The sequence below is a fragment of the Rhodococcus sp. IEGM 1406 genome, assembly GCF_030056745.1.
Taxonomy (GTDB): Bacteria; Actinomycetota; Actinomycetes; order Mycobacteriales; family Mycobacteriaceae; genus Rhodococcus_F; species Rhodococcus_F erythropolis.
In genome coordinates, this window is the sequence record NZ_JASHKO010000004.1 from 255,894 (window position 1) to 279,198 (window position 23,305).

The following is a 23,305-nucleotide window of genomic DNA, read 5'->3' on the forward strand; positions in this document are numbered from 1 at the left end:
CGAGGTCTGGTCGTGCGTTGCAGTTCGACCAGGGTGGAGGAAAGTGGAGGGGCGAGTGGAGCGAAGTGGAGGAAGCCCGCGGGCTTGCCTAGGGGCGACCGTGGGTGGCGAGTGATTCGCTCGCGCGTCACTGATTCACTTCGATGGATTGCCGGCACACATGTACAACACCCACACCAACGACGTGTGGTCGTCCGTGCCCTACAGAGGGCGTCATGTCCGAACTGCACCACTCTCGAAGTACGCCCGAAGAAGGGCGGGAGAGCTAGTCCTGCTCGAACCTGCGTTTGAATCGATCTTCCATCCGCGACGAGAATCCGCCGCCGGACTTGCGGCCGCGTCCCCGCCCGGATCCACCGGCACTACCCCTACCCGGCGGACCGGAGGGATGATTGCCACCTTCGGAAGCGGGTTCGGCTGCTGCTGCGGACTTGCGTCCACCACCCCAGAGGAACAAGACCCCTGCGCCGAACATGAACAAGAAACCGAACAGGCTGATGATCGGAAAACCGCCCGGCTTGAGCGGGAGGGCAACCCCCGCGATCAGCAGGACCAGACCCAGCACGAATAGAGCCGCTGCTTGGAACCGCCGTCTACTCGACGGCGCCCGCATACGGCCGCCCCTCACATTGGAGGCGAACTTGGGGTCTTCGGCATAGAGAGCGCTCTCGATCTGATCGAGCATGCGCTGCTCGTGCTCGGAGAGTGGCACGGTACCTCCCCCGGCACTGGAAGTTTGGCAACCACCCCACGGTGTGGGGCGGCGGGTAATCAAGTTGGACGATTACCTGTTTTCATAATACGAGCAGTTTAGGTCTCGGACCACCAACTCCGGGTACGAGTTCCGCCACAAGCGTACGTATTCGTGCCGAAGGGCCCCGATTCGGCTCCATTTGCCTGTGCGGACCAGGAAATTCCCCGGAAACAACTGCCAACACGGACCATTTGTTCACGACGCTCGCAAATGCTCGGACGCGTCCTGACCGATGAAATCTTCGACCGCCGTGAGAAAACGACCGACCTCGGCGAAGAATGCATCGGAATCGGAGTCCGTGATCACGATCGACACACCGGTTTCCACGGCCGCACGCGCAGCGGACCACCCCGCGAAGAACTTCGACCACGCTCCGAACGCGGGCGCTGCGGCGTCCATCAGAACCCACGCGTTTCCACTTCGCTTGCGCTTCGATCCGGCACCGGCAGGAGCTGCGGCCAACACTGCCCCGGCACCACGTAGTGCTGCCAGATAGGCACACCGGAACCGGTCGGCAGGATCGCCCGCCCCAATCGCTTCCTCGAGAAGCGCATCCGCCTTCCTGAGGAGCCCCCACGCCACACCGGACTTTCCCACTTGCGCAGTGCGGTGGCTGGCGTCCGTCGCACCGAAGGACCGTCTCGCCGATATCGGCAATCGCGAGATTGCGGCATCCGACGGGCTCGACAACTCGGCCGGAAGAGTTCGTTGGCACTTCACACGATCAGGCTTTACATGCTCGGACATCGGGGCACCTCCTGCACCGTAAGGATCCAAGGCCAGGTGGGCCGGAGATGCCCGCTTCCCTTCGGGCATCTCCGGATCACCCACATCGAACATCTGTTCGACCTATTCAATATAACTGCACCCACCGACACGCCGTCAAGAGAAGAGGTGAGACCGGTCGACCCGCAGATCGCCTGGACACCACATACGGTCGACCTCGATCGTGAAGAATTCGCGAGTCGACTCCACGAGGCACTGGCCGTGTACGTCACTGCGATGGACTATCCGCGAGGAACCGAGTTCCATCGCGCACCGATGTGGCAGGAGCACGCGAACCGGCCTGGCTGGAAAGCCGTCGGCGCATTGGCGGTTCCCCAGCAACCGTCACACGAAAATCTGCCGCTGGTGGGGATCGCTTACGGGTATCGCGGGAGCCCGGACCAGTGGTGGCATCAACAGGTACTGCACGGGCTTCGGCGCTCGGGTCGCCCTCAGAGCGAGATCGACGCGATTCTGAGCGACTACTTCGAACTCACCGAACTCCACGTGCATCCGAACGGTCAAGGTCACCGATTGGGCGAATCGCTCTTGCGCCACCTCCTCCTCGATCGAACCGAACGCAGCGTTCTGTTGTCGACACCTGAGGTGTTCGACGAGGACAACCGAGCCTGGCGGCTGTACCGCCGTCTCGGATTTCGCGACGTACTCCGCAGATTTCGTTTTGCCGGCGACAACCGACCGTTCGCAGTCCTCGGCCGTGGACTGCCGCTGTGAGCGCATTTCTCGACGCCGTCGTCGTCGGTTCCGGACACAACGCGCTCGTTTCGGCCGCGTATCTCGCACGTGATGGTTGGTCGGTCGAGGTTCTCGAGAAGGACACGGTTCTCGGCGGTGCCGTCTCGACCGTCGAGCGATTTCCCGGATACAAGGTGGACCGGGGGTCGTCTGCGCACCTCATGATCCGACACAGCGGCATCATCGAGGAACTCGGACTCGGCGCGCACGGCCTTCGCTACATCGACTGTGACCCGTGGGCGTTCGCTCCGCCCGCCCCTGGCACCGACGGGCCGGGCATCGTGTTTCATCGCGACCTCGATGCAACCTGCCGGTCCATCGAACGAGCTTGCGGGACAAAGGACGCCGACGCGTACCGGCGGTTCGTCGCGGTGTGGTCGGAGCGCAGCCGACACGTGATGAGGGCATTTTCCACACCGCCCACCGGATCGAACCTGATCGGTGCGTTCGGAGGACTGGCCACAGCGCGCGGCAACAGCGAACTGTCGCGGCAGTTCCTCGCGCCTGGCGACGCACTACTGGACGAGTATTTCGACAGTGAGGCGCTCAAGGCAGCGTTGGCGTGGTTCGGCGCCCAGTCCGGGCCTCCGATGTCGGAACCGGGAACCGCTCCGATGGTCGGCTTCGCGGCCCTCATGCACGTCCTGCCGCCCGGGCGAGCAGTCGGAGGGAGCGGCGCACTGAGTGCTGCGTTGGCCTCCCGGATGGCTGTCGACGGCGCCACCGTCGCGCTCGGTGACGGCGTGACGTCGATCCGCCGGAACTCGAATCACTGGACCGTCACAACCGAGAGCGGTCGAGAAGTTCACGCTCGCAAGGTAATCGCGGGTTGCCACATCCTCACGACACTCGATCTCCTGGGCAACGGAGGCTTCGACCGAACCACGCTCGATCACTGGAGGCGGAAGATCAGGGTCGGCCCCGGCATCGGCGCTGTATTGCGACTGGCGACATCTGCGCTCCCTTCCTACCGCGGCGACGCCACGACACGGGAAAGTACCTCGGGATTGCAATTACTCGTTTCCGATCGCGCCCACTTGCGCACTGCACACGGCGCAGCACTGGCAGGGGAACTGCCTCCTCGCCCTGCGGTTCTCGGAATGAGTTTCAGCGGAATCGATCCCACGATCGCCCCGGCCGGGCGGCATCAGGTGACACTGTGGTCGCAGTGGCAGCCGTATCGTCTCAGCGGACATCGCGATTGGGCGTCGGTCGCCGAGGCCGAGGCCGACCGGATCGTCGGCGAGATGGAGGCTTTTGCACCCGGATTCGCCGATTCCGTCCTCGACCGCTTCATTCAGACTCCCCGCGACATCGAGTCGGAATTGGGGATGATCGGCGGAAATGTCATGCACGTCGAGATGTCACTCGATCAGATGATGTTGTGGCGACCGCTTCCCGAACTGTCCGGCCATCGCGTTCCGGGAGCAGACGGGTTGTATCTGACCGGAGCCTCGACGCATCCCGGTGGTGGTGTGTCCGGAGCCAGTGGTCGCAGTGCCGCTCGAATCGCACTGTCCGACAGCCGCCGGGGTAAAGCGAGTCAGTGGCTGCGTCGTTCGAGCAGGTCGTGAAGGTCACCCGCCGAACTTCACCCGCCGACACGCCCCCGCCTCGATGACTGGCTACGCCACGGCTGGCACGATGACCACTGTGCAACAGTCCACCGATCCCGCCGCCAAGCCGACCAGTCGGAAACGTTTCCTGACGGTTGCCGCGCTCGCCCTCATGCTTGTTCCCTTGCTTGCCGGGTGCATCCGCGTGCAGGTGTCGATGGGAGTGTCCGCGAACGATCGTGTGACCGGACAGGTGGTAGCTGCCGCTATTCCGGCGAACGAGGCGGACAAGGGTCCGCAGCTGACCCCGCCTTCCTCGCTGGAGGACAAGATACGGGTTCAGGAATACAAGAAGGACGGATACGTCGGCAGCCAGGCGTTCTTCAGCGACTTGTCCTTCGGTGACGTCGCCCAACTGGGCTCGATGTATGCCGAGGGATCCGGGTCGTTCCAGATCACCCTCAAGCGATCCGGGGACACCGTCACGCTCGACGGCAAGGCAGACCTGAAGACGGTTCCAACTCAGGGCGCCGACGTCCAGGTCAGCATCGCCTTCCCGGCACGGGTCGGCACGACCAACGGAACACGAGACGGCGATTCCCGGGTGTCGTGGACTTTGCCCGCCGGCGAGGTGTCGACAATGCGCGCCGAGGTCAACTACGCGGACCCCAGCACCCGAAGCTTCGCCGGGTGGGCAGGAATCATGGCCGGACTGGCGCTCGGTGTCGCGATTATCGTCGGTGCAATGGCCTGGATGGCGCGCAATCGAGCACCGATCAAGCGCGCGCCCGCCGCGAAAGCACCGGCCATGAAGACGCCTGTCACGAGATCACCTGTCAGCAAGCAAGCTGACAACAGGAATCCGAAAAACACCACGAAGTAGCGCCTGGCGGTTGCCCCCTCGATTGGTGTCGAGCGGGGCAACCGGGATCAGACGGCTTGTGCTGTCCCGACAGAGGTGTCGGGGGTGAGACCGAGTCGCTCGAGGACCTCACTGGTGGCGCGCGCGAAGTTCAACGTGATGAAGTGCAGGCACGGAGCGCCTTCGGCGATCAACCGCTCTCCCATCTCGGTGGCCAGATCGATGCCGAGTTCGCGGACCGCTGCACGGTTCTCTTCCGGACCGCTTCCGGCCGCGGCGTCGAATCGGCGTTCGAGAGCAGGGGGCAATGAGGAGCCCGAGAGCTCGAGCATGCGCCGCACCGAGCGCAGCGACGTCACCGGCATGATCTCCGGGATGATCGGCTTGGCGCCCTGTTCTGCGTCGTATGCACTCACCCGGTCACGGAGACGCAGGTAGTCCTCCACGTCGAAAAACATCTGCGTGATCGAGTACTCGGCGCCGGCACGCAACTTCGACACCAGGTACTTCGTGTCGTACGCCAAGTCCGGAGCGCGGTAGTGCCCCTCGGGGAACGACGCGACACCGACGTGGAAGTCGCCCAGGTCACGGACCATCCGCACGAGTTCCTCGGCGTACTCGACGCCTTCGGGATGCTTCTTCCACTCGCCGAGCGGATCGCCGGGCGGATCGCCGCGCAACACGAGGATGTTGCTGATGCCACGGTCGGCGTAGGCACCGACCATGGCGCGAAGTTCTTCGGTGCTGTGCGAAACAGCAGTCAGGTGAGCAACCGGCAGCAGGGTCGTCTCCTCGGCCAATTCGCCGGTGACGCGCACCGTACGATCGCGCGTCGAGCCACCTGCGCCGTAAGTCATCGAGACGAACGCCGGTCCGAGCCGCTCGAAGGTACGCACCGCACGCCACAGGCGCGCTTCGGCGTCAGCGTCGCGCGGCGGCGAAAACTCGACCGAGAACGGAATACGGCTACCTGTCGAGGAAGCGATCCGATCGACGATCGACGGCGTTCGGGTGGCCCACCCCTCGCTGGAGCGGCCCCTGACTGGATCGAATGTCACCGGTCAAGCATATGTTTTCCAGCTGCAAACAAGCTCATCGCCCAGGACTGCGTATCCCGAATGTCAGGATCACGCAGTTCACGGCCCGAACCCCCGTTGATTCCAACCCCCACTAAGCTGGGCCCCAAGCTCGCTTCCGTGTAACCCTCCGGCGCGAGAACATACCGATCTTGGAGGCCACCCTGTCCGCAGGAACCGCGCGCGTTGGACAGAGTTCGACCAACACCGCACCGCATCCGACCTCACTCGAACTGCCAGGCATGTTCGAAGGAGCGCTCCGCGACTTCTTCGATTCACGCCGCGAACTCGTCTCGAACATCGGCGGTGGATACGAGAAAGCCGTCAGCACCCTCGAAGCCTTCGTCCTGCGCGGAGGAAAGCGCGTCCGGCCCTCGTTCGCCTGGACGGGATGGCTCGGCGCCGGAGGCGACCCGAACGGGAGCGACGCGGAGGCGGTGATTCGTGCATGCGCGGCCCTCGAACTGGTGCAGGCCTGCGCGCTCGTCCACGACGACATCATCGACGCATCAACGACCAGGCGCGGCTTCCCGACCGTTCACGTCGAATTCGAGGACCAGCACCGAGGCGAGGAGTGGAGCGGCGACTCCGCGCACTTCGGCGAGGCCGTCGCCATTCTTCTCGGCGACCTGGCCTTGGCCTGGGCTGACGACATGATCCGAGAATCCGGGATCAGCCCCGACGCGGCCGCACGAGTGAGCCCGGTCTGGTCGGCAATGCGCACCGAGGTGCTCGGTGGCCAATTCCTCGACATCAGCAACGAAGCCCGCGGAGACGAGACCGTCGAGGCAGCCATGCGGGTCAACCGTTACAAAACCGCCGCGTACACGATCGAACGCCCGCTGCACCTCGGCGCCGCACTGTTCGGTGCAGACGCCGAGTTGATCGATGCCTACCGGACGTTCGGCACCGACATCGGGATTGCCTTCCAACTTCGCGACGACCTGCTCGGTGTCTTCGGAGATCCGTCCGTCACGGGCAAACCGTCGGGCGACGATCTCATCGCCGGCAAGCGGACTGTCCTGTTCGCGATGGCGCTTGCCCGCGCCGACGCCGCAGATCCGGCGGCAGCAGAACTGCTCCGCAACGGAATCGGCACCCAGTTGACCGTCAACGAAGTCGACACTCTGCGTCAGGTGATCACCGATCTTGGCGCCGTCACCGACGTCGAAACGCAGATCGACACCCTCGTCGAGGCAGCTGCGAACGCCCTCGACTCGAGCACGGCAACGGCAGAGTCCAAGGCTCGCCTGACCGATATGGCGATCGCGGCCACGAAGCGAAGCTACTGACCGTGACAGACGTGCACCGCACTCGAACCGTCAGCTCGCCGACCGATCGAGTCGTGATCGTCGGCGCGGGACTTGCCGGACTGTCTGCGGGGTTGTATCTGCGTGGCGCCGGCCGCGACGTCACGATCCTCGAGAGCAACGGCTCGGTCGGCGGGCGAGTCGGTGTCTACCAGGGCAGTGACTACAGCATCGACAACGGCGCAACGGTGCTCACGATGCCCGAACTCGTCGAAGACGCTCTTGCGGCCGTCGGCGCCGACCCCGACTCGACAAACCCCAAATTCGTTGTGCACAAGCTCGATCCGACGTACCACGCGCGATTCGCAGACGGCACCGCTCTCGATGTTCACGCCGACCCCGAAGACATGGCTGCCGAAGTCTCCCGTGTCTGCGGGCCGGAAGAAGCGCAGCGATACCGTGCGTTGCGGCGATGGCTGAACCGCATCTTCGACGCGGAATTCGACCGCTTCATGGACGCCGACTTCGATTCTCCCCTCGGACTGGTCAATTCGCGTGAAGCAGTCAAGGATCTGAGCCGACTAGTCGCACTGGGAGGATTCGGGAAACTGGGCGGGCAGGTGGATCGCAAGATCCGCGACCCTCGCCTCCGGCGGATCTTCACTTTCCAAGCGCTGTATGCGGGAGTTGCTCCGTCTCGAGCCCTCGCGGTGTACGGGGCGATCGCTCACATGGACACCTCACTGGGCGTCTACTTTCCCGAGGGCGGGATGCGCACGATCGCCGAGTCGATGGCCGACGCTTTCACCGAGGCCGGCGGAATTCTGCATCTCGGCCGCACGGTCGAACGACTCGAGGCGAGCGACCGTCGCGTGCGTGCCGTACACACACGCGACGGTGAGAGCTACGACTGTGATGTCGCAGTCCTCACCCCCGACATGGCCGTCACGGACTCCCTCTTGCGCCCGCATACGCGATTGCGCCCGCGACCGGTGCGTACATCGCCGTCCGCGGTCGTGATTCACGGCACTGTTTCTTCAGCCGTCGCCGACGGATGGCCCGCGCAGCGACACCACATGATCGACTTCGGCGAGGCGTGGAAGCGCACCTTCGCCGAGATCACGGCACGCCGCGGCCGCGGGCAATTGATGAGTGATCCGTCACTGCTCGTCACCCGACCGGCGCAGACCGACCCGAGCCTGGCCTTCTCGCGAGACGGCCGGATCCGTGAACCGCTGTCAGTCCTCGCGCCGTGCCCGAATCTGGACAGTGCGCCGCTCGACTGGGCAGTTCTCGGCCCGGCCTACGTGCGTGAAATCATCCTCACGCTGCAAGAACGTGGCTATACGGGACTGGTCGAGGGGTTCGATATCGATCACGTCGACACCCCGCAGACCTGGCTCGAGAAGGGCATGGCCGCGGGTAGCCCGTTCGCGGCGGCACACACCTTCACCCAGACGGGGCCGTTCCGACGCAAGAACCTCGCCCGCGGCTTCGACAACGTCGTTCTCGCCGGATCGGGAACCGTTCCGGGGGTGGGAGTACCGACCGTTCTGCTGTCCGGCCGGCTCGCCGCCGAACGTATTACCGGTACACGCGAGCGAGCCAGCGCGGTGGGCACTCGTGCGAGCAACTAAACTAGCCCCTCGTAACCGACCATTCATCCACGATTCACCGACTCGGGCGCTGCATGCGCCGATCGACACCGATCTCCTCGGGGGAGGAACCTGCACCGATGACGTCCTCTGCCGCAGCCACTGAAAGACCGTGGCACCTAAGGGTCGCCAATTTCCTTCGGACTCCCGAAGGTCACAGTGCACTGCTCGGTTTCTTCGGCGCAGTCATGATCACGTTCGGCGGATTCGGTGCCGGTAGCGTCCGGCGCCAAGATCCGCTGCTCGAGTCGATGCATCTGTCCTGGCTCCGTTTCGGACACGGATCGATTCTGTCGGCGGCCATCGTCTGGATCGGTGTCCTGTGCATGATCGCTGCCTGGGTTCGACTGGGCCGCTCGACTCTGCGCGGTGACGTCTCGTTGCGCGGCCTGCGCTACGTCGTCCCGGTCTGGACGTTTCCGCTGCTGTTCGCGGTGCCCATGTTCAGCCGTGACGCCTACTCCTACCTGGCACAGGGCGCCTTGTTACGCAACGGCTTCGACCCGTATGCCGTCGGCCCCGTCGTCAATCCGGGAATCCTGCTCGACAACGTCTCCAACGTGTGGACGACGACAACTACCCCGTACGGCCCGGTTCACCTTCTCCTTGCCGACGCCATCGTTCGGCTGACCGGCGAGAACGTCATCGCCGGCACGATGCTGTTGCGGATCACGATGCTGCCCGGACTCGCCCTGATGATGTGGGCCGTTCCCCATCTCGCGACGAAGCTCGGCGGAAACACCTCGATCGCCCTGTGGCTCGCAGTACTCAATCCCCTCGTCCTGATCCACCTGATCGGCGGCGTTCACAACGAGATGCTCATGGTCGGCCTCATGGCCGCGGGCATTGCGCTCGCTCTCGAACGCAAGCACCTGTTCGGAATCGGGCTGATCGCACTCGCCGTCGCGATCAAGGCAACCGCGGGCGTCGCACTTCCCTTCATCGTCTGGATCTGGATGATCCACGAACGGGAGGACGCGGCCGCGGCCGGGCGAGAACCGGCGTCACCGATCCGATCGTTCGTCAAAACGGCCGGTGCTGGTTTTGCGGTATTCGTGGCGGTACTCGGATCCACCTCACTGATCGCCGGAGTCGGCCTCGGCTGGACGACCGCACTCTCGGGTTCGGCAAAGATCATCAACTGGCTCTCGCTGCCCACGATCGTGGCGCACATCGGAACCATGGCCACCTCCTGGTTCGCCGGTGACCATTTCAACGACATCCTCGAAGTCTCCCGGACCATCTCGGCGGTTGTGTTGATCGCGATCATCGCCGTCGTGTGGTGGCGCTACCGCAAGACCGAGCGCGACGCCGTCATGGGCATCGTGATCGTGATGGTCGCCATCGTCGTTCTGTCCCCCGCAGCACTCCCCTGGTACTACTCCTGGCCGCTGGCAGTAGCGGCCGGTTTCGCAATGTCGCCGACGACTCTCGCCGTACTGACAGGGCTGTCCACCTGGCTGATGCTGGTGTTCCAGCCCGACGGATCGATCGGCCTCTACACCTTCCCGCATGTGGCTCTGGCCATCGTCGCTGCCGTGATCGCGGCTATGTCCTTGCAGACGGAAGATCCACTCAGACTTCGTGGACGCAAACATGAGAAACCGATCGAAATGACGTCAGCCGCCTCGGCGCCCTCGACGTCAGAATCTGCGTGATCCGCGTGTCATGAACGCATTGTCTGCGTCCTATGAATTCTGCGAGGACGTGACGAGGGAACACGGCCGAACGTACTTTCTGGCCACTCGGTTGCTGCCCGAGCCTCGACGCCGCGCAGTTCACGCTCTCTACGCATTTGCTCGCGTCGTCGACGACGTCGTGGACGAACCCTCGGGTCCGCATGAACGAGGCACGGTGCTCGCCGACGTCGAACGTGCAGCCGTCACCGCACTCGACAACCCCACTGCGACAGGTGGCTTCCCGTCGACGGTTCCCCTCGACCTGACACGCGTACTCCCTGCCTTCGCCGATGCTGTGAAGACGTTCGACATTCCGCGTGCATACTTCGACGCCTTCTTCGAGTCCATGCGGATGGACGCCCCCGACACCGCGAAGTTTCGACCCGTCTACAACACGATGGACGAGCTTGCCGAGTACATGTACGGCTCCGCCGTCGTCATCGGTTTGCAGATGCTCCCGATTCTCGGAGTGAGCGTTCCGCAGCAGGAAGCTGTAGTGCCCGCGTCGAATCTCGGTGAGGCGTTTCAGCTGACCAACTTCATCCGCGACGTCGGTGAAGACCTCGACCGGGGACGTCTGTACCTCCCGGCGGGCGAGTTCGCCGCATTCGGGGTCGACATCGAGATGCTCCAGCACGGGCGCAGAACCGGAACGGTGGACGTTCGGGTCAAGCGCGCGCTGGCACACTTCATTGCCGTGACGCGGGGGCGGTATCGGTCCGCCGAATCCGGCATCCCGATGCTCGATCGGCGGGTCCAGCCGTCGATCCGCACGGCTTTCGTGTTGTACGGAGCAATTCTCGACCAGGTCGAGCGCGCCGACTTCCGGATACTGCATCGACGAGTGTCCGTTCCCGGACGCACGCGACTTCGAGTCGCTGCGCCGGGTCTGGTCCGGTCGGCAACCTACGCGGCGAAAAACCGCATGAGATGAGTTGTCAGAAGGCCGGCATCTCAGAAAGCCATGGCCTGTGCGCGGCGGATGACCTCACGCGCGAGATCACCATGCAGTGCGTCCACCGGGCGCCCCGGCAGGGAATCGTCAGCCAGGAACAACCAGCGGAGGATTTCGATATCGGTGTAGCCGCCGTCGTGCAGCACCGCCAGCAGACCGGGCAACCACTTGACGATCTGGCCGTCCTCGCCGAAGAACACTTCGGGGACACCGAGAACGCCATGCCGCTTGACTGCGATGATCTTGTGATCGCGAAGCAACTGGTGAACCTTGCTCACCGGCAACCCGACGTTCTTCGCCACATCCACCAGCTGGAACAGGGAAACCGAAGAATCCAGGACATCATCACAATAAGGAATCGCGCTCACCGCGAGAAGTTTATCCGGTCCGGCGAGCCCGCTGTGTACCGCCCGGTGCAGTGCTCGAAACCGCCGCTCCGCTTGGGTCACAGCGCTCTGTGACGTTCTCGAGACTTCCGCGTCGGTATCGCTGGCTACGATGGACGGGATGCGGCGTATCAGTAACCGAGATTTCGCGAACCGGGATTTCGTGAACCGGGATTTCGTGAACTGGGATTTCGTGGTGACCGCGAATCGGCGCCCGTACGGCGGGGGCCACACTTACATGCTGACAGCTACCGCCCAGAGCACAACCACACAGATCGCAAGCACGGAGGAATAGTCATTACGGAGGTCGAGGGTTGATCGGCGAAATGCTCGAGCGCCGCTATCGAGTGGACGCACCGATCGCGCGCGGCGGTATGTCGACCGTGTATCGAGGCCTCGATACACGGTTGGATCGACCTGTCGCTATCAAGGTGATGGACCCGCAATTTGCCGGCGATCCGGCGTTCCTGACTCGTTTCGAGTTCGAGGCCCGGGCCGTGGCCAGACTCAAGCATCCGTCCCTTGTGGCCGTCTACGACCAGGGCAGCGATCGCAATCACGTGTTCCTCGTGATGGAACTCGTCGACGGTGGAACTTTGCGCGAACTCCTTCGTGAGCGCGGACCGATGCCGCCTCACGCCGTCGCTGCAGTCGTGGCACCTGTCCTGGACGCGTTGGCGGTGGCGCATCGAGCGGGACTGGTTCACCGTGACGTCAAACCCGAGAACATCTTGATCTCGGACACCGGCGAAGTGAAGATCGCCGACTTCGGATTGGTGCGTGCAGCCGCGGCAGCAACCACCACCTCCAACAGCGTGATCCTCGGCACCGCAGCCTATCTGTCGCCGGAACAGGTGACGTCAGGAATTGCCGACACTCGAAGCGACGTCTACTCGACCGGCGTGTTGATGTTCGAACTTCTCACCGGTACAACACCGTTCACCGGTGATACGTCACTCTCCATCGCCTACCAACGCATCCACGACGATGTCCCGCGCCCCGGTTCACGCATCCCCGGTGTACCGGTGCAGTTCGATCGCCTGGTTGCCGAAGCCACTCACCGCGAGCCGGCACATCGTTTCGCCGACGCTGGTGAGATGGCAGCTGCACTTCGCAGTGTGAGCGAGCAACTGGAACTTCCGTCATACCGCGTTCCGGCTCCGCGTCGAAGCGCCCAGCACCAGAGCGCGCAGGTTGCCCCGGCTCGGCCACAACCGGCGCCTGCGCCCCCGACGGATGTACACCCGAACTCTGCTGCGCGCCCGAACCCTGGTGCCACGACGGTATTGGCGTCCGGCGTGGCCCCGGCTGCGGCAGCCACCACGGCGCTCGGCACGGGCTCTCCTCCCCCCGGTGGCATTCAGCACACTCGCGCGGTCACCGCACAAACTGCTCGTCCGGCGACGGTCGACGGCGACTCGGATTTCGACGACGGTTCCGATTTCGGCGACGACCAACTGGGACCTGACGATCCGCACGCTCATTTTGTCGAAGCACGACGCAAGTCTCGACGAGCCACCCTGATCTGGCTGCTCGTCATCGCGGTCCTCGCGCTTGCGTTGGGCTTCGGCGGATGGTGGATGGGCTCGGGCCGCTATACAGCTGTTCCCTCGATCGACGGGCTGACCAAGGACACTGCGGTCACCGCTCTGCAGGACGCCGGGCTCTCCCCCGACGTCCAGGGTCAGTACTCCGACGCCCAACCCATCGACACGGTGATCGGGACAGACCCGGCCTCCGGCTCCAGGGTTACCAAAGGCTCGACCGTCGCGCTGCTGACTTCGCTCGGGCGTCCGACTGTTCCGCCCATTCCGGCCGGCGGCGACGTCTCGGCCCTGGGCGCACAACTCGCCGACCGTACTCTCGTCGCGGTCGACGGCGGGGACACATTCAGCTCCAAGATCCCGATCGGCGGCGTGGCGGCGCTCGACCCGGCGCCGGGAACCGAGGTTGCCGTGGGCTCCTCGGTCAAGGTCATCACGTCCAAAGGGTCACCTCCCGTTGACATTCCCGATGTGAAGGGCATGTCCGAGAACGCTGCGCGCGCTGCCCTCGACAAGGTAGGTATCTCCGTCAGCACCACCAGAACAACGTTCGACGACGCCGTCGAGGGCGGTAGCGTGATCGGCACAGATCCCGCAGTCGGGTCCTCCGTCAACGCCGGCACCTCCGTTGTTCTCCTCATCTCCGACTCCGTCAAGGTTCCCTCGCTGATCGGCCGCTCCGTCTCCTCAGCACGCGAAGAACTCGGCCGCCTCGGCCTCGAGATCACCGTGCGTCAGCTCACCCAGAACGACAGCTCGGTCATCATCAGCCAGAGCGTCAAGAACGACCTCGTTGCCAAGGGCACCGACATCAGCGTCGTCGCAATTCCCTGACAGTCCGCTTCGGCCTAGTCTGAATTCATGGCCACGTGGGAACCCGAGAGCATAGGGATACTCGACTTGCCGTCGGGGAGATCGATTCGGGGTCGAGGACTCCGCAATCCACTTCCTTCCGGGCCTCTCCCCACCTTCGGTGTCTATCTGACCGGTAAAGAACCTCCCGCCACCGAGTGGGATTCGGTGTGGGTCCGCTGGCGAGATTTCTGGTTGCCGAGCGATCCCGACGCGCTGCGCAGCGCCGTGCACAAAGTTTGGGTGCGTTCGGAAACCGAAAGAGTCGAGATCGCGTGCGGTGGCGGATTCGGCCGCACCGGAACAGCTTTGGCCGCTCTTGCCATTATGGACGGAGTGCCGAGTGAGGACGCCACCGCGTACGTTCGCGCACGCTACTCACCTCGCGCCGTCGAAATGCCCTGGCAGCGCCGATTCGTCACACGATTCACGAAATAGCGAACGCCCCCACCGGCGCGAGCGGGTGAGGGCGTTTGCTGAAAATCAGTGCCAGTGCGAATCAGCTTCGGCGAAGCAGGGGTTCAGCCTCGCAGCATCTCGGCCACGAGGAACGCGAGCTCCAACGACTGTTGGGTGTTCAATCGGGGGTCGCACGCCGTCTCGTAGCGACCACCGAGATCGAGATCTGAGATGTCCTGCGCGCCGCCGAGGCACTCGGTGACGTTCTCACCGGTCAGCTCGACGTGGATACCACCCGGATGCGTGCCGAGGCCGTTGTGGACCTCGAAGAAGCCCTGAACCTCGTCGACGATGCGATCGAAGTGGCGCGTCTTGTACCCGGTGGAGGCTTCGTGGGTGTTGCCGTGCATCGGATCGCACTGCCAGATGACCTGGTGGCCGGTGGCCTGGACCTTCTCGATGATCGCCGGCAGCAGGTCGCGGACCTTGCCGTTGCCCATGCGCGAGATCAGAGTCAGTCGACCCGGCTTGTTGGTGGGGTCGAGACGCTCGACATATTCCACCGCCATTTCCGGCGTGGTGCTCGGACCGATCTTGAGGCCGATCGGGTTGGAGACCAACTCGGCGAAGGCGATGTGCGCGCCGTCGAGCTGACGGGTGCGGTCACCGATCCAGAGGAAGTGGGCCGACAGGTCGTAGAGCTTGGGGTGGTCGCTATCGTTGTCGAGACGCAGCATCGCGCGCTCGTAGTCCAGAACCAGGGCCTCGTGGCTGGCAAAGATCTGTGCCTGGTGCAGGCTCGGATCGGTGACGCCACACGCGTTCATGAACTGCAGGCCGCGGTCGATCTCGGCTGCCAGTTGCTCGTAACGTGCGCCCGCGGGCGAAGCTGCGACGAACTCGCGGTTCCAGTCGTGCACCTTGTGCAAATCGGCCATACCGGCGCCGGTGAGCGCGCGAACCAGGTTCATCGCGGCGCTGGCGTTGGCGTATGCGCGCACCAGACGCGAAGGATCGTGCGCACGGACTGCCTCGTCGGCGACGAGCGAATTGATCATGTCGCCGCGGTACGACTTGAGCCCCAGCGAGTCGATGTCGGCAGAACGCGGCTTGGCGTACTGGCCGGCGATGCGAGCAACCTTGACGACAGGCATCGAGGAACCGTAGGTGAGCACGACGGCCATCTGCAGCAACGTGCGGATGTTTCCCTTGATGTGCGGCTCGGTGTTGTCCGCAAATGTCTCGGCGCAGTCACCGCCCTGGAGCAGGAATGCTTCACCACGCGCGACCTGCGCGAGACGCTCTTGCAGCGCCTCGACCTCGCTGGCCACCGTGATGGGAGGCACGCTCTCGAGCACAGTCCGCATGGCGGCCGCCTGGTCAGCGGGCCACGAGGGCTGCTGAGCAGCGGGCTTCGCGAGTGCCTCGTCGAGCTGCTTACGCAGTCCGGTAGGCAGCGGCGGGAGTTCGGGCAAGCGGTCGATCGGCACGTCGACAGTCCAGTTCACCTCTACAGGATATTCGCTCGCCCGTCGGCGCGTCACACAGGCTCTCGATCGCAGCCCAATCGGGACACTTCTCGCGCACCGAAACCTGAGTCAGCGAAGTGAACGTGCTGCCGAAATCGCGTCGAACTTCACGAGGTTGTGCCTGGCGTCGGCAAGTGCGTCGTGTGCGTCGGCGGGCGCTGACGGGAGGGCAGGACTGCCGTTGTCTTCCCAGAACTGTCGGAGTTCGCGGGTGTACCGCGGCATCGACTGCGGTAGTTCGGTCATATCGCCCCACAACTGGCACAGCGCGACGTGGTCGTATGCGGCTACCCACGCCCAGAGCTCCGGAACGACCATCGGCCGCGGAACGAAGAATTTCAGAAGATCGTCGCGGATCTTCTCGCGTGATTTCCACAGCGGCGACGAAGGCTGCGGCAACTTCGGCAGCACGTTCTTGCGCACCCAACTACCGGCACGGGCGGGATCGAACTCCGTCGAGACCGCGTAATACTCTCGGCCGTCCTCGCAGACAACGCCGATGGACACGAGATCGATGGTTCGACCGTCTTCGATGAATTCACAGTCGTAGAAGTAGCGCACGTCCGAAAACTATGCCGCACGCGCAGGCTCTGGAGCCAATGCGCGTGCGGCAGGTGTGGGAAATCTCTAGCTGGCCTGTGCGTCCGGGAGCGAATCCTTGTCGGTCTTCGCGGGCTCCTTCGACTCGGCCGAGACCACGAGATCAACAACCGACTCGCCGCCTTCCGCCGGAACATCGACGGCAGCTTCGGGTTTCGTGGGCGCCTGGTTCTTGAGGCTCGCCGCGTAGATGTCCACGTACTCCTGGCCGGAGAGTTTCATCAGCTTGTACATCACTTCGTCGGTCACAGCCCGCTCGACGAAGCGGTTTCCGCCCATGCCTTCGAAGCGGGAGAAATCGATGGGTTCACCGACGATCACGGTGACCTTGGCTGGGCGCCACATCCGTGAGCCGATCGGATTCATCTTGTCGGTGCCGACCATCGCAACCGGGATCACCTTGACGCCCGATTCGAGCGCGAGGCGCGCCATTCCGGTCTTGCCCTTGTAGAGACGACCGTCAGGCGAACGCGTTCCTTCGGGGTAGATACCCAGCAGACTGCCCGAACCGAGAACCTTGAGACCGGCGTTGAGCGCATCCTGCGCCGCGTCCGCGCCGGTTCGGTCGATGGGGACCTGTCCGACCGCGGTGAAGAACCACTTCTGGAAAGCGCCCTTCAGGCCGGAACCGGTGAAGTACTCGCTCTTGGCAAGGAAGGTGATACGGCGGTTGACGCGAAGCGGAAGGTAGAACGAGTCCAGAACCGCCTGGTGATTGCTGGCCAGAATGGCCGCGCCGTCAGTCGGAATGTTCTCGTGACCTTTGACCGTCGGACGCCCGAGCAGCCAGAGAATCGGCCCCAGCAACACATACTTGAAGAGCCAATACCACACGGCGTCCCTCCCATTCACAGCTGAATTTCGCTGAGTACGACCTTACTGCCGACCGGTAACCCCCGCTACACACGCCCCTGGAGGATCGACCCGATCACAGTCCGGCAGACGTGGTTCCAGCGCCGTCGACCCCACCGAGATCCTGAGGCACTACCGAACGCGCCAATGCGGCGGCGCCCACCATGCCCGCAGCTTCGCCGAGTTGAGCCGAACGGATTCGTGCCAGTGGGCGGTGCTTCGCGCCGGTCAACAATGTCGCGTACTGCTCACGGGCGTCGTCGAGAAACAGTGGGGCAGAACTCGCGACGCCGCCTGCGATCACGACCAGATCGGGATCGTAGACGTCCCCGACCATCGCCAATCCGACGGCCAGCCAACGTGTGAACTCGGCAATGGTTGCCAGAGCGAGTGGGTCACCGTCCTGCGCGGCGTTGGCGATCCGGCGACCGGTGAGGGAACCCGGATCCACCGCTACTTCGCGCGCCAGAACCGTCGACGCAGCCGGGTCGGCGGCCAGCAGTTCGATTGCCGTGTCCACGAGCGCCGTTCCGCTGCAATAGCGCTCCCAACACCCACGCTTGCCACACGCACACTGACGCCCGCCTGGCACGACCTGGATGTGGCCGAGTTCGGGGGCGACGCCGTGACTCCCCCGGTACAGCTCACCGTTGATCAGCAGCGCACCGCCGATTCCGGTCCCGATTGCCACCATCACGACATTGCGGCCACCTGCGGCCGCGCCGAATCGGTGCTCCGCGAACGCCGCTGCATTGGCGTCGTGCTCGAGAACGACCGGCAATCCGAGCCGCTTACTCAAGTCACTGCCCACCGGCGCGTCCACCCACGGCAAGTGCGGCGCGAACCGAACCGAGCTTCGATCGGAGGTGATGAAGCCGGCGACCGCCAACCCCACGGCAGACACCTCGTGCCGGGTGACCAGTTCGCGTACGACGCGATCGAGGCCGTCTTCGAGAGCGCGTGCGGACTGCGGGGTCGGGGCTTGAATCATCTCGAGCACTTGTCCGTCGACGTCCACGACGGAGGCCCTGATGCTCGTTCCGCCGACGTCGATGCCGACCGTCAAGATGTCGTCCATGGTGGAGTCGGAGACCGCTTTCAAGCGGCGCGCGCTCATCGCGCCAATTCCCGCGCGAGCGGCGCCCGCTGGAGTGCGCACCCTGTATCGGTGCCTCGTGCGTCGGTGACCATTGTGTCGATTGTGCTCATCGCGGGCCGTTAGCTCTACCCGGGGTACAAAGTCAGTCCTTGACCGTCACGTTGATCGGGACAAATGCCGCCGTTCGAGTTCGCTCGGCACCTGGCGTCGTCGCTCCGCTGTCCGGTCCGCGATCCGGGCCGGACGGGCCCCCGAGAAACTCGTCGAGAATCTCGCGAAGCAATGCGAGGAACGCCGCTGCGTGACCCGCGAGAAACGCCAGTAGTTCGTGGTGCTCACCGCGAACCAGTGCAGCGAGAGCGCACACCGGGCACCAACTGCAGCCAGTGAACACCGGCTGCGTGTCCGCTGACGCCGAGTCACCCGCAACGTCGGCCGTCGCTGCTGCAGCCTTTTGCAAGACCGGTTCCAGGCGCGTCAGAACGGTATCCGCCAGCGCACGAAATTCCGCGACGAGGCGCTCGTGCTCTTCGCTCATACTGGCCACACCGCGGGATCCGGGCTGAACCGGATGATCAGGTAACTGCCGTCCAACTCCGCCCCGTTCACGACACAACGACGCAGCACCGACGCCAAACGAACTCTGCGTCGTACGCCGTCTGCTCCCACCAGCACATCGTCCTCCACCCGGCCCAACGACAACGACGACGGATCCACGAGCGGAAGGTACATCCGCATCACGTACACCGAATCGACTCCGGCCCCCGACTCCAACGACACCACGATGTTGTCCGCGGTGTCGACAGCGTCGATTGTGTCGACGGTGTCCGAATCCGTGTCCGTTCCACCCTCGAACGTGGCCGCGATCTCGCCCAGAGCCGCCAACCCTACCGGTTCGGCGCAGGCGCGCTCGACCGTTGTGACGGACATTCCATCAGTCGATCCACGCAAATCGTCGACGACGAGTGCCTGTGACGCCCTGATCGAAGCAAGCCACTGCGCCGCCGGCGAATCGTCGACACCCTTCCCGGCCGACGAGTTGAACTGCGGGACAAGGTTGTTGACCATAATCCCGTCGACTCGCAATCCGGCCAGAGCCAGACCGGACAACGTCCGGCGAGTCGCCGCGGCCGACACGCCATCGGCCGACGTCACAACGCGCACGCTGGTGTTCTCCCGATCCGAGAGGTGAACGGCGATTCGATCCACCGACGCGAGCACGCGTTCGATGACGGACACGAGTAGCAACACTCGCATGTCCGAGCCCGTCACGGCGACCATCCGCCTGTGCCGCGGCCACAATCGCTCGAGATACTCCGACACCATCGACGGAGACCCGAGGATCCGCAGTGCTTCGGCTGCGGCCGGACAGTCCACGATCACGAGGTCGTAGTCACCGCTGCTCGAGATATCGACGATCTCGGAGAGTCCGAGTATGTCTTGGATCCCCAGGGATCCCGTCAACTCTTCCGGTTCCAACCCCTCGAACGACGAACCGTGTTCGTGATCTCCCGCTCCGAAATTTCCTGCAGCATCGATCAATCCCGACAGTCCTCGGAACTTTTCCTCGAGGAGCTCGGAAGTGTCGAGTTGCCGGACGTCGAGGCGCTCGGCGAGAGGTGTAGTCGTTCGCAGCGCCGGCACGCCCACGACATCCGCGAGAGAACCTGCCTGATCGATCGACACCAAAAGCACTCGTGCCCCGTCGGACGCAGCCGACACAGCCGTCGCCGAGGCAAGCGTCGTCGTGCCTGCTCCGCCTTTACCGACGAACAGTTGGACGCGAGATCGTTGCTCCGGCACTCAGCCCTCGACTCGCTTCTTCAGTTCTTTCAGAGCTGTGTCGGTAATGATCTTCTCGGCCTTGCGCTTGAAGAGACCGATCATCGGAATCGTCAGGTCGACCGTCAACTCGTAGGTGACAGAGGTGGTGCCGTTCGGGCCGGGCTCGAGTGTGTACGAACCGAATTGGGACTTCTGGATCTCACCCGAGATCAGCTCCCAGCTCACCGCCATACCGTCCGGCGCCCACGAATACTGCAGTTCGTAGGTGTCCTTCACCATCCCCGCGTCGAGGACAAAACGCACTCGGTCCGCGCGGCCGCCCTGCCCCGGCGCCGTCACCTCGACGGACTTCGCCGCGGCCACCCATTCGGGGTACTGCGCGAAATCGGCGATGACGTCCATCACGGCGTCGGCAGGGGCGTCGATGCTGATCAACCCCTTGGTCTTCTCGGCCATACGACTGCGCTACCTTCCTTCGTCAAAAGTCCAGAACCTGCACAACGAGCACTACTTCGATTATCAGTCCGGTGCTACCCCGGCGGCACGTCCTGCTTCGAGTTCGCGCTTGAGCTGGAAGGACATGACCTTGCCGTCGACCCGACGCTTTCGGTTCATCCCGGCGAGGTCGAGGTTCGCCAGATCCGACGGTGATACGCCGACCGGTTCACAGTGCAGGAAGTAGTGCACGATCGTCCCGTCCATGACCGGTTCGAGCCACACCTCCATGGTGCCGACCAGCTGACCGGACACTCCCCAACGGAATCCTGCGGGACCGCGATCTTCCCGGACTTCGAGCGCAAGATCACTGAACCAGCGACGCCACCGCGCGCGCGAGGACAACAGTTCGGCGACCCGCTCGGGCGGGGCGGCGATGAAAGTCTGGTCTGCGACCTGAATGCTGCTCACCGAAGTAGCTTCACATATCGCGTCGGCGAAGCGTCGAGGGGTGTCGCAACACTACATACCGGACAGACTGTAAGCCTGGCCACAACTGCGTCGGACATGCGACTACAGTAGGAGACGAAAACCCTACTCGTCAGTATTTCGCAGTGTCGGAGGTATTTCGTGCCTGAGTTCAGCGCACCCCAGACGTTCACCATTCCCGAGGATGCCTCCGCGGTCGACTCGGTCTTCGCCTTCGCGAAGACGAAGCCGGCGGCGGTTGTCTACAAGCGCAAAGTCGGAAATGCATGGGTCGATGTCACTGCAGGCGATTTCGCCGCCCAGGTGACTGCAGTCGCCAAGGGCCTCATCGCGATCGGCGTCAAGCAGGGCGACCGCGTCGGCCTCATGTCGGCGACGCGTTTCGAATGGCCGCTCGTCGACTACGCCATCTGGGCAGCCGGTGGCGTGACGGTTCCGATCTACGAAACCTCCGCAGCCGAGCAGGTTCGTTGGATTCTCGAGGACTCAGAAGCAATCGACCTCATCGTCGAGAACGACACTCACGCCGCGACCGTGAAGGACGTCGCCGCAGCCGCACCCGCGCTGCGCACGGTCTACCAGATCGATGCCGCGGCGGGCGGTAAGGGTGTCGTCGAGGAATTGACCGCACTGGGCGCCGACATCTCCGACGAGGACGTCCACGCCCGCGTCGCTGCACTGAAGGCCTCCGATCCCGCGACCCTGATCTACACCTCGGGCACCACTGGCCGACCCAAGGGCTGCCAGCTGACGCACTCCAACCTCATTGCGGAGTCGAAGGGCATCCTCGACTCCAACCTCGGGACGCTGCTCAAGGCTCCCGGCGTTCGCACCCTGATGTTCTTGCCGCTCGCGCACGTTCTCGCTCGCGCAGTCAGCATCGCGTCGTTCGATGCCGGTGCAGCGCTTGGACACACGAGCGACATCCCGAACCTCGTTCCGACGTTCGGCGAGTTCAAGCCCGACTTCATCCTCTCGGTGCCGCGCGTATTCGAGAAGGTCTACAACAGCGCACGCGCCAAGGCGCACGGTGACGGCAAGGGCAAGATCTTCGACGCGGCCGCAGACACCGCGGTCGCGTGGAGCGAGGCTCAGGACAAGGGCGGCGCGGGCATCGTTCTCAAGGCCAAGCACGCACTCTTCGACAAGCTCGTGTACTCGAAGCTGCGCGCTGCACTCGGTGGACAGTGCCAGCTGGCCATTTCCGGTGGTGCACCCCTGGGCGCTCGACTCGGCCACTTCTTCCGCGGTATCGGCGTCACGATCTACGAGGGCTACGGACTGACCGAGACCACCGCAGCGTTCGCCGTCAACACCATCGGCGCACAGAAGGTCGGCTCTGTCGGAAAGCCGTTGGCCGGCAACTCCGTTCGCATTGCCGAAGACGGCGAAATCCTCCTCTCGGGACCGGTGGTCTTCACCGGCTACTGGCGCAACGAGAAGGCGACCGCCGAGTCGATCGAGAACGGCTGGTTCCACACCGGAGACCTGGGCACCGTCGACAAGGACGGCTACATCACGATCACCGGTCGCAAGAAGGAAATCATCGTCACGGCAGGCGGCAAGAACGTCTCCCCCGCTCAGCTCGAAGATTCCCTTCGCGCACACCCCCTGATCAGCCAGGCCATCGTGGTCGGCGACCAGAAGCCTTTCATCGGCGCTCTCATCACCATCGACGCCGAGGCACTTCCCGCCTGGAACGAGCGCAACAACAAGGCCGCGGGAACCACAGCTGCCGACCTGGTTTCGGACGGCGAGCTGGTCGGTGAAATCCAGGACGCCATCGACGAGGCCAACAAGCTCGTCTCACACGCCGAGGCGATCAAGAAGTTCCGCATTCTTCCGGTCGACTTCTCCGAGGACACAGGCGAACTCACGCCCACGATGAAGCTCAAGCGCAACGTCGTGCACGAGAGCTTTGCCGCCGACATCGAAAAGATCTACGCCAAGTAGGTTTTCGGCAAGCAGCTTCTCGCAGCAACGAACGGCCCGCACCGAATTCGGTGCGGGCCGTTTGCGTTCGAGTC

Annotated in this window: 22 protein-coding genes; 10 read left to right on the forward strand and 12 right to left on the reverse strand. The window is 63.9% G+C overall.

Annotated features, from left to right (window positions below; genetic code table 11):
• Nucleotides 1–265: 265 nt before the first annotated feature.
• Nucleotides 266–712: an SCO2097 family morphological protein gene (locus QM596_RS19995; protein WP_019748880.1), complete on the reverse strand. Its 447-nt coding sequence runs from the start codon at nt 710–712 to the stop codon at nt 266–268.
• Between the two features lie 237 nt (nt 713–949).
• Complete coding sequence (locus QM596_RS20000; RefSeq protein ID WP_020908080.1) at nt 950–1,501, reverse strand: SAV_6107 family HEPN domain-containing protein; 552 nt, start codon at nt 1,499–1,501, stop codon at nt 950–952.
• Between the two features lie 147 nt (nt 1,502–1,648).
• Here QM596_RS20000 and QM596_RS20005 point away from each other — a divergent pair, with 147 nt between their 5' ends.
• The 3 genes from QM596_RS20005 to QM596_RS20015 all read left to right on the forward strand — a co-directional run bounded on the left by QM596_RS20005 (nt 1,649) and on the right by QM596_RS20015 (nt 4,714).
• Nucleotides 1,649–2,254, forward strand: coding sequence for a GNAT family N-acetyltransferase (locus QM596_RS20005; protein WP_020908081.1), 606 nt, complete (start codon nt 1,649–1,651; stop codon nt 2,252–2,254).
• Nucleotides 2,251–3,849 (forward strand): phytoene desaturase family protein, encoded by a 1,599-nt coding sequence (locus tag QM596_RS20010; protein ID WP_092763431.1) that lies wholly within the window; start codon nt 2,251–2,253, stop codon nt 3,847–3,849. Before QM596_RS20005 ends, QM596_RS20010 begins: the two co-directional genes overlap by 4 nt.
• 70 nt (nt 3,850–3,919) lie before the next feature.
• Complete coding sequence (locus QM596_RS20015; protein WP_283309751.1) at nt 3,920–4,714, forward strand: LppM family (lipo)protein; 795 nt, start codon at nt 3,920–3,922, stop codon at nt 4,712–4,714.
• 47 nt (nt 4,715–4,761) lie between these two features.
• On the opposite strand, the gene QM596_RS20020 is transcribed toward QM596_RS20015, so the two are convergent.
• Nucleotides 4,762–5,751 (reverse strand): methylenetetrahydrofolate reductase, encoded by a 990-nt coding sequence (locus QM596_RS20020; protein WP_020908084.1) that lies wholly within the window; start codon nt 5,749–5,751, stop codon nt 4,762–4,764.
• A 170-nt stretch (nt 5,752–5,921) separates the two neighbouring features.
• Here QM596_RS20020 and QM596_RS20025 point away from each other — a divergent pair, with 170 nt between their 5' ends.
• The 4 genes from QM596_RS20025 (at nt 5,922) to QM596_RS20040 (ending at nt 11,287) form a co-directional block, all read left to right on the forward strand.
• Nucleotides 5,922–7,061 (forward strand): polyprenyl synthetase family protein, encoded by a 1,140-nt coding sequence (locus QM596_RS20025; protein ID WP_283309753.1) that lies wholly within the window; start codon nt 5,922–5,924, stop codon nt 7,059–7,061.
• Nucleotides 7,062–7,063: 2 nt separating this feature from the next.
• A complete protein-coding gene (crtI, locus tag QM596_RS20030) occupies nt 7,064–8,656 on the forward strand; it encodes a phytoene desaturase family protein (RefSeq protein WP_097387276.1) in 1,593 nt (530 codons plus the stop codon).
• 98 nt (nt 8,657–8,754) lie between these two features.
• Nucleotides 8,755–10,332, forward strand: a complete 1,578-nt coding sequence (locus QM596_RS20035) for an alpha-(1->6)-mannopyranosyltransferase A (protein WP_283309755.1) — start codon at nt 8,755–8,757, stop codon at nt 10,330–10,332.
• Nucleotides 10,333–10,342: 10 nt separating this feature from the next.
• Nucleotides 10,343–11,287: a phytoene/squalene synthase family protein gene (locus QM596_RS20040; RefSeq protein ID WP_020969868.1), complete on the forward strand. Its 945-nt coding sequence runs from the start codon at nt 10,343–10,345 to the stop codon at nt 11,285–11,287.
• A 20-nt stretch (nt 11,288–11,307) separates the two neighbouring features.
• Here the strand turns inward: QM596_RS20040 and QM596_RS20045 are convergent, their stop codons facing one another.
• The gene (locus QM596_RS20045; protein WP_020969869.1) at nt 11,308–11,676 is read right to left on the reverse strand and encodes an Rv2175c family DNA-binding protein; all 369 of its coding nucleotides are present in this window, start codon (nt 11,674–11,676) and stop codon (nt 11,308–11,310) included.
• A gap of 332 nt (nt 11,677–12,008) precedes the next feature.
• Here QM596_RS20045 and pknB point away from each other — a divergent pair, with 332 nt between their 5' ends.
• Both pknB and QM596_RS20055 read left to right on the forward strand, forming a co-directional pair.
• Nucleotides 12,009–14,072: a Stk1 family PASTA domain-containing Ser/Thr kinase gene (pknB, locus tag QM596_RS20050; protein ID WP_153210982.1), complete on the forward strand. Its 2,064-nt coding sequence runs from the start codon at nt 12,009–12,011 to the stop codon at nt 14,070–14,072.
• Nucleotides 14,073–14,099: 27 nt separating this feature from the next.
• Nucleotides 14,100–14,528: a protein-tyrosine phosphatase family protein gene (locus QM596_RS20055; protein ID WP_283309756.1), complete on the forward strand. Its 429-nt coding sequence runs from the start codon at nt 14,100–14,102 to the stop codon at nt 14,526–14,528.
• A gap of 83 nt (nt 14,529–14,611) precedes the next feature.
• Here QM596_RS20055 and QM596_RS20060 read toward each other — a convergent pair whose 3' ends face one another.
• The 8 genes from QM596_RS20060 to QM596_RS20095 all read right to left on the reverse strand — a co-directional run bounded on the left by QM596_RS20060 (nt 14,612) and on the right by QM596_RS20095 (nt 21,260).
• Nucleotides 14,612–15,997, reverse strand: coding sequence for a class II 3-deoxy-7-phosphoheptulonate synthase (locus QM596_RS20060; RefSeq protein ID WP_283309757.1), 1,386 nt, complete (start codon nt 15,995–15,997; stop codon nt 14,612–14,614).
• Between the two features lie 90 nt (nt 15,998–16,087).
• The gene (locus QM596_RS20065; RefSeq protein WP_003941683.1) at nt 16,088–16,579 is read right to left on the reverse strand and encodes a polyadenylate-specific 3'-exoribonuclease AS; all 492 of its coding nucleotides are present in this window, start codon (nt 16,577–16,579) and stop codon (nt 16,088–16,090) included.
• Nucleotides 16,580–16,645: 66 nt separating this feature from the next.
• Nucleotides 16,646–17,452 carry a lysophospholipid acyltransferase family protein gene (locus QM596_RS20070; RefSeq protein ID WP_031331889.1) on the reverse strand — a complete coding sequence of 269 codons (807 nt, stop codon included), beginning with the start codon at nt 17,450–17,452 and terminating at the stop codon, nt 16,646–16,648.
• A gap of 94 nt (nt 17,453–17,546) precedes the next feature.
• Nucleotides 17,547–18,587: an ROK family protein gene (locus QM596_RS20075; RefSeq protein WP_020969875.1), complete on the reverse strand. Its 1,041-nt coding sequence runs from the start codon at nt 18,585–18,587 to the stop codon at nt 17,547–17,549.
• Nucleotides 18,588–18,711: 124 nt separating this feature from the next.
• Complete coding sequence (locus QM596_RS20080; RefSeq protein WP_019748896.1) at nt 18,712–19,107, reverse strand: hypothetical protein; 396 nt, start codon at nt 19,105–19,107, stop codon at nt 18,712–18,714.
• Nucleotides 19,104–20,372, reverse strand: coding sequence for an ArsA family ATPase (locus tag QM596_RS20085; RefSeq protein WP_283309760.1), 1,269 nt, complete (start codon nt 20,370–20,372; stop codon nt 19,104–19,106). The genes QM596_RS20080 and QM596_RS20085 overlap by 4 nt, the downstream gene beginning before the upstream one ends.
• Nucleotides 20,373–20,810 carry an SRPBCC family protein gene (locus tag QM596_RS20090; RefSeq protein ID WP_019748898.1) on the reverse strand — a complete coding sequence of 146 codons (438 nt, stop codon included), beginning with the start codon at nt 20,808–20,810 and terminating at the stop codon, nt 20,373–20,375.
• Nucleotides 20,811–20,873: 63 nt separating this feature from the next.
• Nucleotides 20,874–21,260, reverse strand: coding sequence for an SRPBCC family protein (locus QM596_RS20095; RefSeq protein ID WP_070796866.1), 387 nt, complete (start codon nt 21,258–21,260; stop codon nt 20,874–20,876).
• A 159-nt stretch (nt 21,261–21,419) separates the two neighbouring features.
• On the opposite strand from QM596_RS20095, the gene QM596_RS20100 reads away from it, so the two are divergent.
• Nucleotides 21,420–23,231: an AMP-dependent synthetase/ligase gene (locus QM596_RS20100; RefSeq protein WP_283309762.1), complete on the forward strand. Its 1,812-nt coding sequence runs from the start codon at nt 21,420–21,422 to the stop codon at nt 23,229–23,231.
• The last annotated feature ends 74 nt before the right edge of the window (nt 23,232–23,305 follow it).